Below are 16970 nucleotides of genomic sequence, written 5' to 3'. Positions count from 1 at the left end.
TTTTTTGCCGTTAACGCAGACCCTTATGTCTCGCCTGATCCAGCACAGAAGCCAATACCTCTTCGATACTCTGGTCAGTCGTATCAAGGCAGATAGCATCTTCTGCAGGCTTAAGAGGCGCTACAGCACGGTTCATATCACGCGCGTCTCTTGCCTGAATATCCTCCAATATTGCCTGAAGACTAGCACCCAGACCCTTATTTATCAACTGGTTATAACGGCGGTTTGCACGCTCTTCTGCGCTGGCCGTCAAATAAACTTTCAGTGGAGCATCAGGAAAAACGACGGTGCCCATATCCCGGCCGTCGGCAATCAGCCCCGGTTCTGACACAAAAGCCCGCTGCCGCTCAAGCAGGGCGGCCCTTACCGAACCAATGGCAGCGATAATCGAGGCATCCGCACCGCACTCTTCGGTACGGATCGCGTTAGTTACCTCTTCCCCTTCCAATATAATGGAAACTTCCTGTTGATTCGCCGAGGTGCCGAACTGCACGTCCAGATGCGCAGCCAGTACCACCAGCGCATCCTCATCGTCCAGCGCAACCCCATGATGACGGGCAGCCAGACCTACCAGCCGGTACAACGCGCCGCTATCAAGCAGATTCCAGCCCAGCTCACGGGCCAGTAAACTACAGATTGTTCCCTTACCTGACCCACTGGGACCATCGACTGCTATAACCGGGAAATCGCCCATATTACTTCTCCTCCTTGCGTACCCGGATACCCACGTGCTGAGCCAGCTCAATGAAATTAGGGAATGATGTCGCCACGTTTGCACATTCGCGAATCTCAATGTTTCCTGTAGCACGCAGAGACGCTATGGTAAATGACATCGCAATGCGGTGATCGTCATGACTCTCTATCACACCGCCGCCCATTTTGCTGCCACGAATAATCGCGCCATCCGGCGTGCCTTCGATATCAGCTCCCAGTGTTTTCAATCCATCCACCATCGCCTGAATACGGTCACTCTCTTTGACCCGCAACTCTTCGGCACCGGTAAGCACTGTTTCGCCTTCCGCACACACCGCTGCGATAAACAGCGCAGGAAATTCATCGATCGCCAGTGGCACCTGATCTTCGGGTATTTTAATCCCTTTAAGCGGCGCATAGCGGATGCGAATGTCGGCGACCGGCTCACCACCTACCTCCCGCTCGTTGAGAAGTTCAAGATTACTCCCCATCGCCCGCAAAATATTGATCACACCGATCCGGGTGGGATTGATGCCGACATGCTCCAGAGTAATATCCGAGCCGGGGCAGATGGCCGCAGCCACCATAAAGAACGTTGAAGAGGAGATATCTGCCGGCACATCAATTTTCGTTGCTTTCAGACTGCCGCCACCGGCCAGAGAAACCTTATTACCGTCCACATCCACCGGGTAACCGAAGCCTCGCAGCATACGCTCTGTGTGGTCCCGGGTGGGCGCAGGCTCGATAACAGTGGTCTCACCTTCGGCATAAAGACCCGCCAGCATTACACAGGATTTAACCTGAGCACTGGCCATCGGCATCTCATAACTGATCGCTTTCAGCGCCTGACCGCCCTTAATTTTTACTGGCGGGCAGCCGTTTTCTCCCGTTTCTACCTGCGCCCCCATCAGACGCAGCGGCTTAGCCACGCGTTCCATCGGACGCTTACTCAGCGACGCATCGCCACTGAGTTCGGAATCAAAGGACTGACCGGCCAGCAGACCTGACATCAGTCGAATAGTGGTGCCGGAGTTACCAACATAGATAGGCCCCGGTGGCTGACGTAAGCCGTTAATACCGACACCATAAATTTTTACTGCGCCCTGATGCGGGCCTTCAATCACAACTCCCATATCACGAAACGCCTGCAACGTCGCCAGGCTATCCTCCCCTTCCAGGAAGCCGGTAATCTCTGTCACTCCGTCGGCCAGCGATCCCAGCATAATGGAACGGTGAGAGATCGATTTGTCACCCGGAGCCCGAATAGTACCCTGCACCTGACCACCCGGTTGTGCATAGAATGTAGTATCTTTAGTCATCATATTATTTTGCGTGTACGCTGAGCCCGATAAAATTTTTGAAAAGTGTTCGCGTGCGGCTTTAGCCCGGGTAAAGATCCCCAGCATCGCCACACTGTCTTCAGTCTCGATCGCCTTGCGCAGCCGACCAACACCCGCTGTAAATTCATCAATCTTTTGCAGGATTGCCTGCTTATTCGCCAAGCCAATATCGTGCCACATGGTAGGATCGCTGGCAGCAACACGGGTAAAATCCCTGAAGCCTCCCGCTGCATAGCGAAAGATGTCATTACAATCCTGCTCCTGCGCCAGCGTATCCACCAGGGAAAACGCCAGCAGGTGTGGCAGATGACTGGTGGCTGCCAGTACTTCATCATGCCGTTCAACATCCATCTGCAACACCTGCGCTCCGACAGCCTGCCACATCCGGGCAATCAGTGTCACAGCGTCTGAATCGCTCTGCGGCAGCGGTGTAATAATCACCTTATGATGTTCAAATAGTGTTGCATCGGCTGCAGCCACACCACTTTTCTCAGACCCCGCAATGGGGTGTCCGGGAATAAACCGGTTTGGTACACAACCAAACAGTCTTGTCGCTGAGCGCACCACGTTGCCTTTAACACTGCCGACATCTGTGAGAATAGTGTCCGTCCGCAAAACTGGCAATATTTCAGCAAGCACCGTTTCTATCGCTTTCACCGGTACCGCCAGAACTATCACGTCAGCCTGGGCTGCTGCAGCCAGCAGGTCTGCGGCAGCCTCGTCAACAATACCCAGACGAAGCCCGGTCTCCAGTTCATCTTTGTCCCGGTCATATCCAATCACTGTACGGCAGATACCGCGTGTCCGCAGAGCACTCGCCAGGGAGCCGCCAATCAGACCTAAACCGATAACCAGAACCCTTTCAGTCAAACATCTCACGTTGTGTTTGTCCTTCATAAGCGCTGCAATACGCTGGCAAATGCCGTTAAAAAGCGACTATTCTCTTCAGGCAGACCGATCGTCACCCGTAAATGCTGAGGCATCTGATAATTAGCGACAGGCCTGACAATTACGCCCTCCTGCAACAATTCGGCATAGACGGGCGCGGCATCACGGCCACAATCGACACTGATAAAATTGCCCACCGAGGGAATCCAGTTAACACCCAACTGAGTCAGCCCCTGCTCCAGCTGCACCATACCGGTGCGATTCAGTTCAACACTACGCTGAAGATAGTTTGTATCGCCAAGTACTGCGGTCGCTGCTTCCAGTGCGGGAATATTGACATTAAAGGGCTGACGCACCCGGTTCAGCAGATCGGTAATCGCCGGATTCGCCACGGCATAACCTATTCGCAGGGCTGCCAGTCCGAAAGCTTTCGAGAAAGTCCGGGTCACCACCAGATTGGGAAATCCTGCCTGCAACTGAACGCCCGAAAGATAATCGGCCTCGGTCACATACTCCAGATAAGCCTCGTCCAGAACAACCACAACATCATCGGGCACTTTCGCCATAAACGCCTGCAGTGCCTGACCACTAAACCAGGTGCCGGTGGGATTATTGGGATTTGCCAGGAAGATGATGCGGGTTTTATCCGTGATTGCAGCCGCCATGGCATCAAGATCGTGGCCCCATTCCCGTGCAGGCACAACGACAGAGGTAGCGCCGGTTGACTGAGCCACCAGCATATACACAACAAAAGCGTGCTGGGAGTAGATAACTTCATCACCGGGAACAATAAACGCCCGCCCGATAAGCTCCAGAACATCATTCGAACCATTGCCCAGGGTGATGGTGTCCGGACTGATACCATAGCGCTCTGACAGGGCCTGTTTCAGTTTATAACCACTGGCATCGGGGTAACGACAGCTTTCACCCAGAGCCGCCTGCACTGCGGCCATTGCAACCGGGCTTGGCCCCATAGGGTTTTCATTGCTGGCCAGTTTAATACTGTTGCTGATACCCAGCTCGCGCTCCAGCTCCTCAACCGGTTTACCGGGTTGATATGGATGAAGCCCCTGAACGCCCGGGGTTGCCAATTGATAGAAATCACATGCCATTTATTTAGCTCCGGATCAGAGTACAGCAACCGGGTATGACCCCAGCAATTTAAGTTCTACAGTATCAGACTGCAGCTCTTGCAGTACGTTCTGTATATGCTGATTGGCTGCATGCCCTTCAAAATCGATATAAAACACTGAATGTGGACTTTCGGGACTGGCAGGCCGGGTCTCAATACCCGTCAGACTGATCTTATGTTGATGAAAATGCTGCAATAACTCATAGAGCGCACCCGCTTTATCGGGCACCGTTACCAGTATTGAGGTCTTATCATGGCCACTTTCACCAACCTCCTGATCGCCAATAATCAGATAACGGGTGCTGTTATCCGACTGATCATCAATATTCCTGGCAACGATATTCAACTGATACAGATCAGCCACCAGATCGCTGGCAATCGCTACCGCTTCAGCCCCATGCTGAATGGCCATACGCGCCGCTTCTGCATTACTGCTGACAAGAATCCGCTCAGCGGACAGAAAATGGGTATCCAGCCAGCTACGACACTGCGACAACGTCTGTTGTGGCAGATAGATCCGGGTAATATTATCCAGTCCCTCTTCTGCCGCACGCAGCACATGATGGTGAATGCGCAGCTCAACTTCGCCACAAATTTTAAGATTAAACCGCTTAAACAGGTCCAGCGTATGAGTGACCACTCCTTCAGAAGAGCTCTCAATTGGCACAACACCGTAGTGGGCTCCACCAGACTCAACTTCACGAAAAACTTCATCATTAGTGCTGAAAGGGATGCAGTGGGCTGAATGCCCGAAGTGCTTACTGGCCGCCTGTTGGGTAAAAGTTCCCTCTGGCCCCAGAAACGCCACATGCATCGGTTTTTCCAGCGCCAGACACACCGACATAATTTCACGAAACAGCCGGGCTACTTCATGATCGGCCAGCGGTCCGTCATTGCGCTGCATAACCCGGCGCAACACCTGAGCCTCCCGTTCCGGGCGATAAAAAACCGCCTCCCGGTCACCCTGATATCGCTCTTTCACCTCAGCAACGCTCTGCGCGCATCGCGCACGGTCATTCAGCAGCGCATGGATCTGCTGGTCGATCGAATCGATCTGATCCCGCAGAAGCTTCAGTTCAGTTTCCTGATCACTCATCCTACCGTCCTCTGCTATCGGGCTTAGCCGTGACGCTGCGAAAAGTCCTGCATAAAGGCGATCAGCGCATCTACCGCCTCTTCGGGGACCGCGTTATAGATACTTGCCCGCATCCCCCCTACTGAACGATGCCCCGGAAGGTTCAGCAAGCCCTGCTCCTGAGCTTCTTGCAGAAAACGCTTATCCAGGTCAGCATTGGCCAGAATAAAGGGAACATTCATCCATGAGCGCACAGGTGTCGCCACCGGGTTTGAGTAGAAAGGATTACTATCAATAGCAGTATAGAGCTTTTCCGCCTTACGTCGGTTAATCTCAGCGATCCCTTCAACGCCACCCTGCGCTTTCAGCCATTTAAAGACCAGGCCAGCCAGATACCAGCCAAAGGTTGGCGGGGTATTGAGCATGGAGTCAGCATCGGCATTCACTTTATAATCATAGAGCGCAGGCGTTGCTGGCAAAACATTGCCCAACAGATCTTCACGCACAATAACCACTGTCAGCCCTGCCGGACCGATATTTTTCTGTGCACCCGCGTAGATCATACCAAAGCGACTGACATCGACAGGGCGGGACAATATATTGGATGACATATCGGCCACCAGCGGAACATCTCCGGTGTCCGGGATGTAATCAAATTCAACGCCACGGATGGTTTCATTTGGCGTGTAATGCACATAAGCAGCATCAGGATTAAGCTTCAACTCATGCTGTGCCGGTGCGCTGGTAAAATTATTGTCCGCAGTGGTTGCGGCAACATTGACCTCGCAATAGCGAGACGCTTCCTGTATCGCTTTCTTCGACCAGTCACCTGTATTGATATAGTCGGCGCTGTTTTTTCCCCGCAGCAGGTTCATCGGGATCATACTGAACTGACTGCTGGCGCCACCCTGCATAAACAGCACCTTATAATTATCCGGAATCTGCATCAGATCCCGCAGATCCTGTTCTGCCTCCGCTGCGACACCGACAAACTCATTGCTGCGGTGACTCATCTCCATGATGGAAAGGCCCAGGCCATGCCAGTCTAAAAGTTCTTGTTGAGCCTGCTTGAGGACATCTTCAGGCAGTGCAGAGGGACCCGCACTGAAATTATAATTACGTGTCATTATGATAGATCTGCTACAAAGTTCGTATTAACGATCAGAAAAAGTTTCACTCAGAGAGATGAAACAGATTCTATTAAAAATCAGCAACACAGGTCCGATACAAAAATGTGCGGCCTGAGCCGCACATTAGTTTAACCACCCGGGTTACTCTTCGGTATCGCTGGCGGGCGTTTCAGGTGAGTCGGCTGGGTTATCTTCACCGTCAACAACCGGCCCCGCCTCTCCTTCGATGATGCCTGCCTCTATCAGCTCTTCCTCCGACACCTCAGGCTCCTCAATCCGCGCCACACCTACCAGATTTTCATCCTCGGCCACCCGGATAACACGCACCCCCTGAGTATTACGACCCAATACAGAGATCTCATCACTACGGGTGCGCACCAGCGTACCCTGATCACTGATCAGCATCACATCATCGCCTTCAAACATCTGCACCGCGCCGATCAGCGCGCCATTACGATCAGTACACTGCATCGCAATCACGCCCTGGCCGCCACGACCGTAGGTGGGGAAATCCTCAACGGCAGTCTGCTTACCGAAACCATTGATACTGGTAGTCAGAATGCGGCCGTTCTCCTGCGGAATAATCAGCGAGATAACCCGGGCATCATTCTTCAGCTTGATACCGCGAACACCCCGTGCGGTACGACCCATTGGGCGCACATCATCTTCAGGGAAACGGATCGATTTACCCTCGCTGGAGACCAGCATCACCTCAGCGGTGCCATCGGTGATAGCGGCACCGATCAGGGTATCGCCCTCATCCAGCGCCAGCGCAATCAGACCGGTCGAACGGGGTCGGGAGAAGTTAACCAGTGGCGTCTTCTTCACCGTTCCGTCAGCGGTTGCCATAAACACATAGTGCTCATCCGCATACTCATTCACCGGCAGAATGGTGGTAATACGCTCACCCTCCTGCAACGGCAGAATATTTACGATAGGCCGGCCTCTGGCCGCCCGGCTCGCCTGAGGAATCTCATACACTTTCAGCCAGTACACTTTACCCAGATTGGTAAAGCAGAGAATCGTGTCATGGGTGCTGGCGATCAGCAGTTTCTCGATGAAATCTTCATCTTTAACGGCCGTCGCTGAGCGCCCCTTACCACCACGGCGCTGGGCCTGATACATTGTCAGCGGCTGGGTCTTGGCATAACCACCGTGCGAGATGGTAACCACCATATCCTCTTCAGCGATCAGATCGGCAACCGTAAAGTCCTGCTGCGAAGCGATCACATCGGTGCGACGCTCATCGCCATACTCTTCAACAATCAGCTCCAGCTCTTCACGAATCACTTCCATCAACCGTTCGGGGCTGTTGAGAATGGCCAGCAGCTCTGCGATGCGATCCAGCAGTTCACGATACTCCGCAATCAGCTTGTCATGCTCCAGACCGGTCAGACGGTGCAGACGCAACTCAAGGATGGCCTGAGCCTGCGCCGGAGACAGATGATAAACCCCATCATGCATACCATACTGAGCTTCCAGATCTTCCGGACGACAGGCATTCTCTCCCGCCCGTTCCAGCATCACCGTCACCTCACCTGGCTGCCACGAGGTTTCGATCAGACGCTCTTTGGCTTCCGCCGGAGTAGGTGAGCTCTTGATCATCTCGATAACGGCATCGATATTGGCCAGCGCAATCGCCAGACCTTCCAGGATATGCCCCCGCTCACGCGCTTTGCGCAGCAGGTAAACGGTACGACGGGTCACCACTTCGCGGCGGTGACGAATAAAGCATTCCAGAATTGACTTCAGGTCCAGCGTGCGCGGCTGTCCATCGACCAGCGCCACCATGTTGATACCGAAAACGTTCTGCAGCTGAGTCTGAATAAAGAGGTTGTTCACCACAACTTCAGACACTTCACCTTTGCGCAGCTCAACAACGATGCGCATGCCATCCTTATCGGACTCATCACGCAGTTCGGTAATCCCTTCGAGCTTCTTCTCTTTAACCAGCTCAGCGATCTTCTCGATCAGCCGCGCCTTGTTAACCTGATAGGGGATCTCAGTAAAGATAATCGACTCTTTACCGTTTTTATCATTGGTCTCGATATGGTGCTTAGCCCGCAGATAGATCCGTCCACGACCGGTCTGATAGGCCTGCAGGATACCCGCGCGGCCATTGATAATGGCGCCGGTCGGAAAGTCCGGTGCCGGGATATATTCCATAAGGCCATCGATACCGAGATCCGGATTATCGATCAGTGCAATACAACCACGTACGATTTCGCCCAGATTATGGGGCGGAATATTGGTTGCCATACCCACGGCGATACCTGCAGAACCATTGACCAGCAGTGTTGGCACCTTGGTAGGCAACACTTCCGGAATCTGTTCCGTGCCATCATAGTTGGGTACAAAATCAACGGTTTCTTTATCGAGATCCGCCAGCAACTCGTGCGAGATCTTGGCCATACGGATCTCGGTATAACGCATCGCAGCAGCGGAATCACCATCCACTGAACCGAAGTTACCCTGACCGTCGACCAGCATATAGCGCATCGAAAACGGCTGAGCCATCCGCACGATGGTGTCATACACTGCACTATCACCATGAGGGTGATATTTACCGATTACGTCACCCACCACACGGGCAGATTTCTTGTACGCCTTATTCCAGTCGTTGCCCAGTTCGCTCATAGCGAACAGCACCCGACGGTGTACTGGCTTAAGTCCATCCCGTACGTCTGGTAACGCACGCCCCACGATTACGCTCATGGCGTAATCCAGATATGACTGCTTCAGTTCATCTTCGATGTTTACTGGCAGAATCTCTCTGGCTAAATCACCCATAATAGCTCTGGCTATCCTTGAATCTGACTGCTGAGAATTAAGTGGTTAATCCCACCCTGAAAGCGGTAAACCATAAGCCCGCGAGTATACCATAAAGAAATGGCAATATTCTCGCAAAATTAAGGTCTTGGACACCTGAATCAGGGTTATCAGCAGGAACCCGCCAGACAATCTGTATTCGACCATCCAGCGGTGCTAGAATGGCGCAGAATTTTCTCCAGACACTAGCCTTTGGCGGCACATTATGACTGATACACAAAGCAACAACGGCGCAAATATCGATCCTCAGGAGATAGCGAAATTTGAAGAACTGGCCAGCCGCTGGTGGGACCGTGAAAGCGAGTTCAAACCCCTGCATGACATCAACCCACTGCGGGTGGACTTTATCGACCGTATCGCCTCGCTGAATGGCAAAACCGTACTGGATGTCGGCTGTGGTGGCGGCATCCTCTCCGAAGCGATGGCTCACCGGGGCGCCGCAGTGACCGGCATCGATATGGGAGAAGCGCCCCTCAAAGTTGCCAAACTGCACGGTCTTGAAAGCGGCGTCAACGTCTCCTACCGTCAGGTCACGGTAGAACAGCTGGCCACCGAGCAGCCACAGAGTTTTGATATCGTCACCTGCATGGAGATGATGGAGCATGTGCCTGACCCATCATCCATTGTTGATGCCTGCAGCCAACTGGTAAAGCCTGGCGGTTACGTGTTTTTCTCCACCCTCAACCGCAACCCTAAAAGCTATATGATGGCGATTGTCGGGGCGGAACACCTGCTTAAGCTTGTGCCCAAAGGCACCCACGATTTCAAGAAATTTATCCGCCCTTCCGAGCTGGCAAGCTGGATACGCCAAAGCGGCCTGCAGAGCGAAAAAATAACCGGCCTGACATACAACCCACTGAGCAAAGTTTACAAACTTAACGACCGGGATGTGGATGTCAATTATATGGTCGCTACCCGCAAGCCGGACTGAACCATGAACAAAGCCCTGCCAGAAGCCGTACTGTTCGATCTTGACGGCACACTGCTTGATACCGCACCGGATTTTCACCACGTGATCAATCAGCTTCTGGCCGAGCAGCAGCAACCGCCGGTCAGCTATGATTTCCTCAGAGGTTACGTTTCCAATGGCGCCCGGGCGATGGTCTGCGCAGCATTCCAGACCGACGAACACACAACCGACTTTGACGCACTGCATCAACGGATGCTGGAGCTCTACCTGCAACACCTGGACGTAGACACCAAACCGTTTCCCGGCATACAGAACCTGCTGAACTGGCTGGGGGAAAACAGCATCCCCTGGGGGATCGTCACCAACAAACCCGAATGCTATACCACGCCGCTGATGCAGGGACTGAACCTGCAACCGGCTGCGGGCACCGTGATCTGTCCGGATCATGTGCGTGAGAAAAAACCCCACCCGGAAGCCCTGTTCCTGGCCTGTGATGAGCTGGGAACAACACCGGAGCGCAGTGTTTATATCGGCGACCACCGCAGGGATATTGAAGCAGGACTCAATGCCGGCATGCAGACGATTGCGGTCAGTTACGGCTATATTGATAGCGGCGAAAATATCGCCAGTTGGAACAGCCATTACCGGGTAGATCACGCTGACGAGATCCGCCCGATTTTAGAAACCCTTTATTACAACCGCTAAGTAAAATATAAGGCCAGACCGAACCATCAGTGCACAACAAACGACAGAGCACACCGGCCAGCCACTCAACCTTAGCCTTCAGACACAGGAGCTGTCATGTACGATTATCAGGCACCGGAAAACTTACTGCAGGACAAAATCATTCTGGTTACCGGAGCCGGTAGCGGTATCGGGCGGGCAGCGGCCCTTAGCTACGCCGCTCACGGCGCCACCGTTATTCTGCTGGGGCGGACCGAAGAAAAACTGAATGCCGTATACGATGAGATTGAAGACGCTGGCTACCCTCAGGCAGCTATTATTACGCTCAACCTGGAAACCGCCGGCGAAACTGACTTTGATAATCTCGCAGCCACACTGGAACAGGAGTTTGGCAGAATTGACGGGATCTTACACAACGCCGGAACCCTCGGCATCCGCACGCCGATTGAAAGCTACGACCCGGTTGTCTGGCAACAGGTGATGCAGGTTAATGTCAACAGCACCTTTATGCTGACTCAGGCACTGCTGTCGCTGACAAACACTTCAGAAGACGCCTCTATTATCTTCACCTCTTCCGGGGTAGGCCGCAAAGGCAAAGCATTCTGGGGCGCTTATGCTGTGTCTAAATTCGCCACCGAAGGCCTGATGCAGGTGCTCGCGGATGAACTGGAGCACAACACCAATATCCGCGTCAACGCCATCAACCCTGGCGCGACCCGAACCGATATGAGAGCCAATGCTTATCCGGCTGAAAACCCAGAAGGCAATCCAACCCCACAAGAGATCATGCCCCTCTATCTCTACCTGATGGGTCGCGACAGCCGCTCGGTCAACGGCCAGTCACTCAACGCCCAATAACGTTCAGGCCTTTCATAGATAAAAAACGCAGCTTTCATTTCAAAAGCTGCGTTTTTGTTTTACCTTTCAGAGCGCTTCGGGCCGACGGAACGGCGTGTCTTCTGTCGTTTTGCCCGCCGCTCAGCGGCGTCTTTCTCTTTCACCGATAGCGGCTTATTATGCTTCTGTTTCATGTCCATCATACTGGACAGCATATTGATCTCTTTCTGTGACAACTCCTTCCAGTGCCCCGCCTTAACCTCACTGGGCAGGAAGAAGGGTCCGTAACGCACACGTTTGAGGCGACTCACCTGAACTTCCTGAGACTCCCACAAACGCCGTACTTCGCGATTACGTCCCTCCATAATACAGACGTGATACCACTTATTAGCGCCTTCACCATTAAAAAACTGCACATCGGTAAAACGGGCCATGCCATCGTCCAGCAGCACCCCCTTTTTCAGCCGTGCAATCATCGCCTCATCGACATCACCCAGAATGCGTACCGCATACTCACGATCAATATTTGCAGAGGGGTGCATCAGGTTATTAGCCAGCTCACCATCAGTGGTGAACAACAACAGACCTGAGGTATTAATATCCAGACGCCCGACAGCGATCCAGCGCCCCTGTTTCAACGGCGGCAGATGATCAAACACCGTAGGACGGCCTTCCGGGTCATGGCGGGTCGCCACCTCTCCCAATGGCTTATTATAGATAAGCACCCGGCGTTCACTATCACGATCAAACACCATTTTTTGTGCCTGCCCGTCAACTTCTACTTCATCCCGAACCGAGACTCTGTCGCCGAGCGTTGCAACCTGACCGTTCACAACAATACGGCCAGCTTCTATCCAACGTTCCATCTCACGACGTGAACCCAATCCGGAACGCGCCAAAACTTTCTGCAGTTTTTCGTCTGTCACCGACGCATCCTCACATATAAGAAACCTGAAAAAGGTTTCTGAAAAAATAAACAAAAAAGCTCCTCGACGCTGCGCCGAAGAGCTTTTCAATAATAACGGAAAGGACTGATTAAATTAAGAAGTCTTCTTTCGTTTTACCTTTGGCAAAAGCAGCCTGAAATACTGCAGGAGTCCGGCCACGACCCGACCACTGATGTACTTCACCACTTTCATCCGTAATCTGATACTTAGGCGCGACCTTTTTCTTAACCGGCGCATCAACCAGAACCATCAGATCATCCAGACCAATACCTGCCTCCTGCATACTCTGCTTAATTGCTTCAATTTTTTCTGCGCGCTCACGCTCAACTGCCAGCAATTCCTCTTCCTGTGCCTGCTTTTCTTCCAGAATTTCAGTCAGATCAGCAATCGCTTTTTCAATATCAGCACTGGAAAGTGTCTGACACTGTTTACGCAGTGAGTTTTTACGGGTAAGAAGTTTTACAAAGTCGGTCATTATAAATCACCAATATAAAATTAGTTTGGGAACAGGCCTGAATTATTGATTATGTATTACTTTTTTTCAATAAAAACTTATTAAGTTTATTTATTCAAAATCAGAAACATCACCGGCACCGCGCCGAATAATGACAGGCACATCATCTACCAGATTAATCACAGAGGTTGCTTCCATTCCGCAATAGCCACCATCAATAACCAGATCAACCTCATGCTGTAACAGATCCCGGATTTCATAAGGATCAATCAACGGCAGCTCCTCCCCAGGCATAATAAGGGAGGTACTCATTATCGGCTCGCCTAATGCATCCATGAGCTGCAAAGCGATATTATTCTGTGGAATTCTAAGGCCTATTGTGCGTCGCTTAGGATGTAATAAACGGCGCGGCACTTCCGTTGTCGCATTTAAAATAAAAGTATATGCACCCGGTGTCATAGCTTTTAGCAAGCGGTATACCGAGTTATTTACTTTAGCATACGTGCCAATTTCAGACAGGTCACGACAGACCAGTGTAAAGTTATGCTTATCATCCAGTTTGCGGATACGCTTAATTTTATCAACGGCTGACTTATCTCCCAGATGGCAGCCTAAGGCATAAGCACAATCAGTAGGATAAACAACAACCCCACCTTTTTTTATGATATCAACAGCCTGATTAATCAGACGCGACTGGGGATTGTCAGGATGAATCTGAAACAGCTGGCTCACGGGAAATCCTTCCACAAATGTAATTGAATCTATTTTACTTAATATTCAGTTAATCCTGAAGCAATTTAGAAAGCACATGGGGATTATTGCTACTATAGCGTGGATATTTTCCAATACCTGTCCAGTGAAATTGCCTTTTATGGAAATCACTGCCCGCTGATACCATCAGTTTATGTTTTGAGGCGAGCTTATCCAGCTGCAACAGGTGCCCTGACTCAATACCCGGGTAACTTATTTCAATTGCATCACCGCCCTGCTCAGAAAAGGCACCCGTTAATAACCTCACCTTGGTAAAGGTCATATTATATTTTGTCGGGTGAGCAAGAACCGCGATTCCTCCAGCCTGATGAATAATATCAATTGCCTGCTCCATTGTTGGCCAGTCAACTTTAACATCTCCTATTTTCCCGGCACCTAAATAACGGTTGAAGGCTTGCGTTTCATTATTAACAACGCCAGCTTCTACCATCGCAAAAGCAAAATGGGGGCGACCAATCTGACCACTCCCAGCCAACTCCAACGCCCGGGGAAGCAGATCGGGAATATTACGCTTACACAGCCTTTGTGAAATAAGACCGGCGCGAACCAGACGCAGTTCATCCAGTTTTTTCAGATAGCCTGTCAACGCCGGATCGGTTTCATCAAAACCCAGGCCGATGATATGCACCATATTCCGGCCCCACTGGCAGGTCAGTTCAACACCTGAAACAACCTTCACTTTATCGGCCTCAGAAGCATCCGCAGCAGCTGTCCGCAACGCTCCGACACCGGCTACCGTATCGTGGTCGGTAATCGCGAACACGACAACCCCGGCTTGCGAAGCCCCATCAAGCAACTGCGCAGGGCTCAACTCACCATCGGAGAAGCAGGAATGACAGTGAAGATCACTGAAAGGCAATTCCCCATAGGATTCGGGTTTATAACTTAACTGGCTCACTCTATAATCGACCCACTTCTAATCAAAAAAATGTTGTTATGAAACTACTTCTGGATTTTCTGCCGGTCATTATCTTCTTTATCGTCTATAAAAGCACCGACGATATCATTCTGGCCACCGCGGTTTTGATTCCCGCCACTCTGTTACAGATGCTCTACACCTGGATAAAAACGCATAAGATCGAGATGATTCAACTGGTCACGCTTGGATTGGTCGTCATTCTGGGGGGGGCTACTGTACTGTTTCAGGATAAAACCTTTATTCAGTGGAAACCCACCGTCGTCACCTGGCTGTTCGCCCTGGCGTTTCTGGGAAGTCAGTTTATCGGCACGAAAACCATCATTCAGCGACTCATGGACGGCACCATTGAGATGCCTTCCCGAGCCTGGACACAACTGAATATTGCCTGGATCATATTCTACCTTATTCTGGGTGGAGTAAACCTGTATGTCGCCTATACTATGAGCGAAGAAACCTGGGTTAACTTCAAGCTGTTCGGCATGCTGGGACTCACTCTGATCTTTATTTTGCTACAGGGTTTTTACATATCAAAGCACATCAAACCCGACAGCAACGAAAACCACAGCGAAAACTAAGGATGTCATAATGCTTTACGCCATTATCAGCGAAGATCACCCCGGTACTCTTGAACAGCGCATGTCGGCCAGACCTGATCACCTGGCTCGCCTCGAAGCTCTGCGCGATGCGGGGAGACTTCTGGTTGCCGGGCCACATCCGGCAATTGACAGCGAGGATCCAGGCCCTGCGGGTTTCACTGGTAGCCTTGTCATCGCTGAATTTGAATCGTTACCACAGGCACAGTCCTGGGCAGACCAGGACCCATATATAAAAGCAGGTGTTTATCGAAAGGTGATGGTAAAACCATACAAAAAAGTTTTACCATAGTGTCGCTTTTTAGGCTTAAATACCCTTATCAGAGCACTCTGTTTAACTTAGGTTCAGGTTGAACTGGTATAAATAGCCAACACTCGATGAAAATTACAACATAAGGATGTATACGATGAAGAAACTTGCACTCACCACCGCTCTGGCGCTGTCAATGGGATTATCTGCAGTTGCTAACGCTCACCCAATCAATGCCGGTTATGCTACCAACTCTACTGACACCGTCTGGAAAACCGGTTACGGCGAATGCTGGCAGCACGGCTACTGGACTGAAGAGGACAAAACTGTTGAGTGCGGCGCAGAACCTGCAATGGCCGCTCCGGCACCTGCGCCAGCACCTGCTCCAGCACCTAAAATGATGATGAAGATGGTAGATGCTCAGGAGAGCCACATCATCTACTTCGACTTCGACAGCAGTAAAGTAAATGACGTCAGCCCTATCGTAAACTATGTAGGTTCTCTGGCTAAACTGAACTCTATCGAGCTGAAAGGCTACACTGACTCGATCGGCACCAACGCTTATAACGATGCACTTTCCAAGCGTCGCGTTGAAGCGGTAGACGCCGCTCTGGTTGAAGCTGGTATCGAAACGGACAAAGTCGTGTCCTACTCTTTCGGTGAAGCGAATCCAGTTAAGGTATGTACCGATACAGGTGCGTCACGCAAAGCTTGTCTGAGAGAAAACCGTCGCGTAGAAGTAACTATCAGCGGTCAGAAAAAGGTCATGGTTCAGCAGTAATACGAACTAACCTCCAGACTCTACTTCCAATACCAGAGTAAAGTCTGATATAAACCGGTTATTGCACAATTTAATATTGTGCTAACCGGTTTTTTTATTTGTAACGATGATGCTTATGAAAACCCTGTTTCGGATAGATAACTACAAAACCGTAATTCAGCAATGACTGGTAAATTACCCCTCTCCGGCTGGCTTAGCTGGCTACCTTTTGGCGCTGTTCCCTACATCACCCCGGAAAGCGCTGCCAAAGATCTGCAGCAGTTTCTGATTATTGATGTTCGTACTGCTCAGGAATTCAAAAAAAGTCATATCCCTGGCTCTATATCGATTCCACTACACACACTAAACAAAACACAATTACAACAACTGCAGAATAACAAACCGGTTCTCTGTATCTGCCGGTCCGCCCACCGCAGCAAACCCGCGACCCGAAAGTTTCTCAACAGCGGATTTGATGCCTATGAGCTTCAAGGTGGCATGCTGGCGTGGTGGAAACTAAAACTACCGTTAGAGGAGCAGGCCTGACAGCGTTCCATCCAGTCGCCGTTCTGTTTATGCTTTTCTAATAAACTCTTCCGCTTATCCGCTTTCTCCTGGAGAGCGCTTTGATCTGACCGCCTTTACACTCAAAAGCATTACTAAACCGGCCCGCTCAAGCGACAAATTGACGCATGTGCGTTTCTGTCACACCTCCCGCTAACCTTCAGGCTTTACCATAGCAGCGTCAAAATCACTGA

17 protein-coding genes are annotated in these 16970 nt (G+C 51.3%); 7 read left to right on the top strand and 10 right to left on the bottom strand.

The window, feature by feature from the left end; genetic code table 11:
- Nucleotides 1–10: 10 nt before the first annotated feature.
- The 6 genes from cmk to gyrA form a co-directional block, all read right to left on the bottom strand.
- Entirely contained in the window at nt 11–694 is a 684-nt protein-coding gene (cmk, locus tag OCU43_RS04605; RefSeq protein ID WP_091359798.1) for a (d)CMP kinase, read from the bottom strand.
- A gap of 1 nt (nt 695) precedes the next feature.
- Entirely contained in the window at nt 696–2930 is a 2235-nt protein-coding gene (locus tag OCU43_RS04600) for a bifunctional prephenate dehydrogenase/3-phosphoshikimate 1-carboxyvinyltransferase (RefSeq protein WP_091359800.1), read from the bottom strand.
- A complete protein-coding gene (gene hisC / locus OCU43_RS04595; RefSeq protein WP_091359802.1) occupies nt 2927–4033 on the bottom strand; it encodes a histidinol-phosphate transaminase in 1107 nt (368 codons plus the stop codon). Before hisC ends, OCU43_RS04600 begins: the two co-directional genes overlap by 4 nt.
- A 15-nt stretch (nt 4034–4048) precedes the next feature.
- Nucleotides 4049–5149: a prephenate dehydratase gene (pheA, locus tag OCU43_RS04590; protein ID WP_091359804.1), complete on the bottom strand. Its 1101-nt coding sequence runs from the start codon at nt 5147–5149 to the stop codon at nt 4049–4051.
- 23 nt (nt 5150–5172) lie between these two features.
- A complete protein-coding gene (gene serC, locus OCU43_RS04585; protein ID WP_091359806.1) occupies nt 5173–6255 on the bottom strand; it encodes a 3-phosphoserine/phosphohydroxythreonine transaminase in 1083 nt (360 codons plus the stop codon).
- Nucleotides 6256–6399: 144 nt separating this feature from the next.
- Complete coding sequence (gyrA, locus tag OCU43_RS04580; protein WP_091359808.1) at nt 6400–9048, bottom strand: DNA gyrase subunit A; 2649 nt, start codon at nt 9046–9048, stop codon at nt 6400–6402.
- Nucleotides 9049–9292: 244 nt separating this feature from the next.
- On the opposite strand from gyrA, the gene ubiG reads away from it, so the two are divergent.
- From ubiG to OCU43_RS04565, 3 genes are all read left to right on the top strand, one after another.
- On the top strand, nt 9293–10018 hold the full coding sequence (ubiG, locus tag OCU43_RS04575; protein WP_091359811.1) for a bifunctional 2-polyprenyl-6-hydroxyphenol methylase/3-demethylubiquinol 3-O-methyltransferase UbiG: 726 nt from the start codon (nt 9293–9295) through the stop codon (nt 10016–10018).
- 3 nt (nt 10019–10021) lie between these two features.
- Entirely contained in the window at nt 10022–10702 is a 681-nt protein-coding gene (locus OCU43_RS04570; protein WP_091359813.1) for an HAD-IA family hydrolase, read from the top strand.
- A gap of 96 nt (nt 10703–10798) precedes the next feature.
- Nucleotides 10799–11539 carry a YciK family oxidoreductase gene (locus OCU43_RS04565; protein WP_091359816.1) on the top strand — a complete coding sequence of 247 codons (741 nt, stop codon included), beginning with the start codon at nt 10799–10801 and terminating at the stop codon, nt 11537–11539.
- Between the two features lie 59 nt (nt 11540–11598).
- Here the strand turns inward: OCU43_RS04565 and rluB are convergent, their stop codons facing one another.
- The 4 genes from rluB to OCU43_RS04545 form a co-directional block, all read right to left on the bottom strand.
- On the bottom strand, nt 11599–12444 hold the full coding sequence (gene rluB / locus OCU43_RS04560; protein WP_091360076.1) for a 23S rRNA pseudouridine(2605) synthase RluB: 846 nt from the start codon (nt 12442–12444) through the stop codon (nt 11599–11601).
- 109 nt (nt 12445–12553) lie between these two features.
- On the bottom strand, nt 12554–12940 hold the full coding sequence (locus tag OCU43_RS04555; RefSeq protein ID WP_091359818.1) for an H-NS histone family protein: 387 nt from the start codon (nt 12938–12940) through the stop codon (nt 12554–12556).
- 90 nt (nt 12941–13030) lie between these two features.
- Nucleotides 13031–13651 (bottom strand): L-threonylcarbamoyladenylate synthase, encoded by a 621-nt coding sequence (locus tag OCU43_RS04550; protein ID WP_091359821.1) that lies wholly within the window; start codon nt 13649–13651, stop codon nt 13031–13033.
- Nucleotides 13652–13700: 49 nt separating this feature from the next.
- Nucleotides 13701–14588 carry a PHP domain-containing protein gene (locus tag OCU43_RS04545; protein ID WP_091359824.1) on the bottom strand — a complete coding sequence of 296 codons (888 nt, stop codon included), beginning with the start codon at nt 14586–14588 and terminating at the stop codon, nt 13701–13703.
- 38 nt (nt 14589–14626) lie between these two features.
- Here OCU43_RS04545 and OCU43_RS04540 point away from each other — a divergent pair, with 38 nt between their 5' ends.
- The 4 genes from OCU43_RS04540 (at nt 14627) to OCU43_RS04525 (ending at nt 16758) form a co-directional block, all read left to right on the top strand.
- Nucleotides 14627–15184: a septation protein A gene (locus OCU43_RS04540; protein WP_091359827.1), complete on the top strand. Its 558-nt coding sequence runs from the start codon at nt 14627–14629 to the stop codon at nt 15182–15184.
- A gap of 10 nt (nt 15185–15194) precedes the next feature.
- The gene (locus tag OCU43_RS04535; protein WP_091359830.1) at nt 15195–15494 is read left to right on the top strand and encodes a YciI family protein; all 300 of its coding nucleotides are present in this window, start codon (nt 15195–15197) and stop codon (nt 15492–15494) included.
- A 115-nt stretch (nt 15495–15609) separates the two neighbouring features.
- Nucleotides 15610–16233, top strand: a complete 624-nt coding sequence (locus OCU43_RS04530) for an OmpA family protein (protein ID WP_091359832.1) — start codon at nt 15610–15612, stop codon at nt 16231–16233.
- 162 nt (nt 16234–16395) lie between these two features.
- Nucleotides 16396–16758 (top strand): rhodanese-like domain-containing protein, encoded by a 363-nt coding sequence (locus tag OCU43_RS04525; RefSeq protein ID WP_091359835.1) that lies wholly within the window; start codon nt 16396–16398, stop codon nt 16756–16758.
- The last annotated feature ends 212 nt before the right edge of the window (nt 16759–16970 follow it).

It is taken from the genome of Amphritea atlantica (genome assembly GCF_024347255.1).
Lineage (GTDB): Bacteria > Pseudomonadota > Gammaproteobacteria > Pseudomonadales > Balneatricaceae > Amphritea > Amphritea atlantica.
Note: the sequence above shows the minus strand (reverse complement) of the source record. Positions and strands in the feature narration are given on the sequence as shown.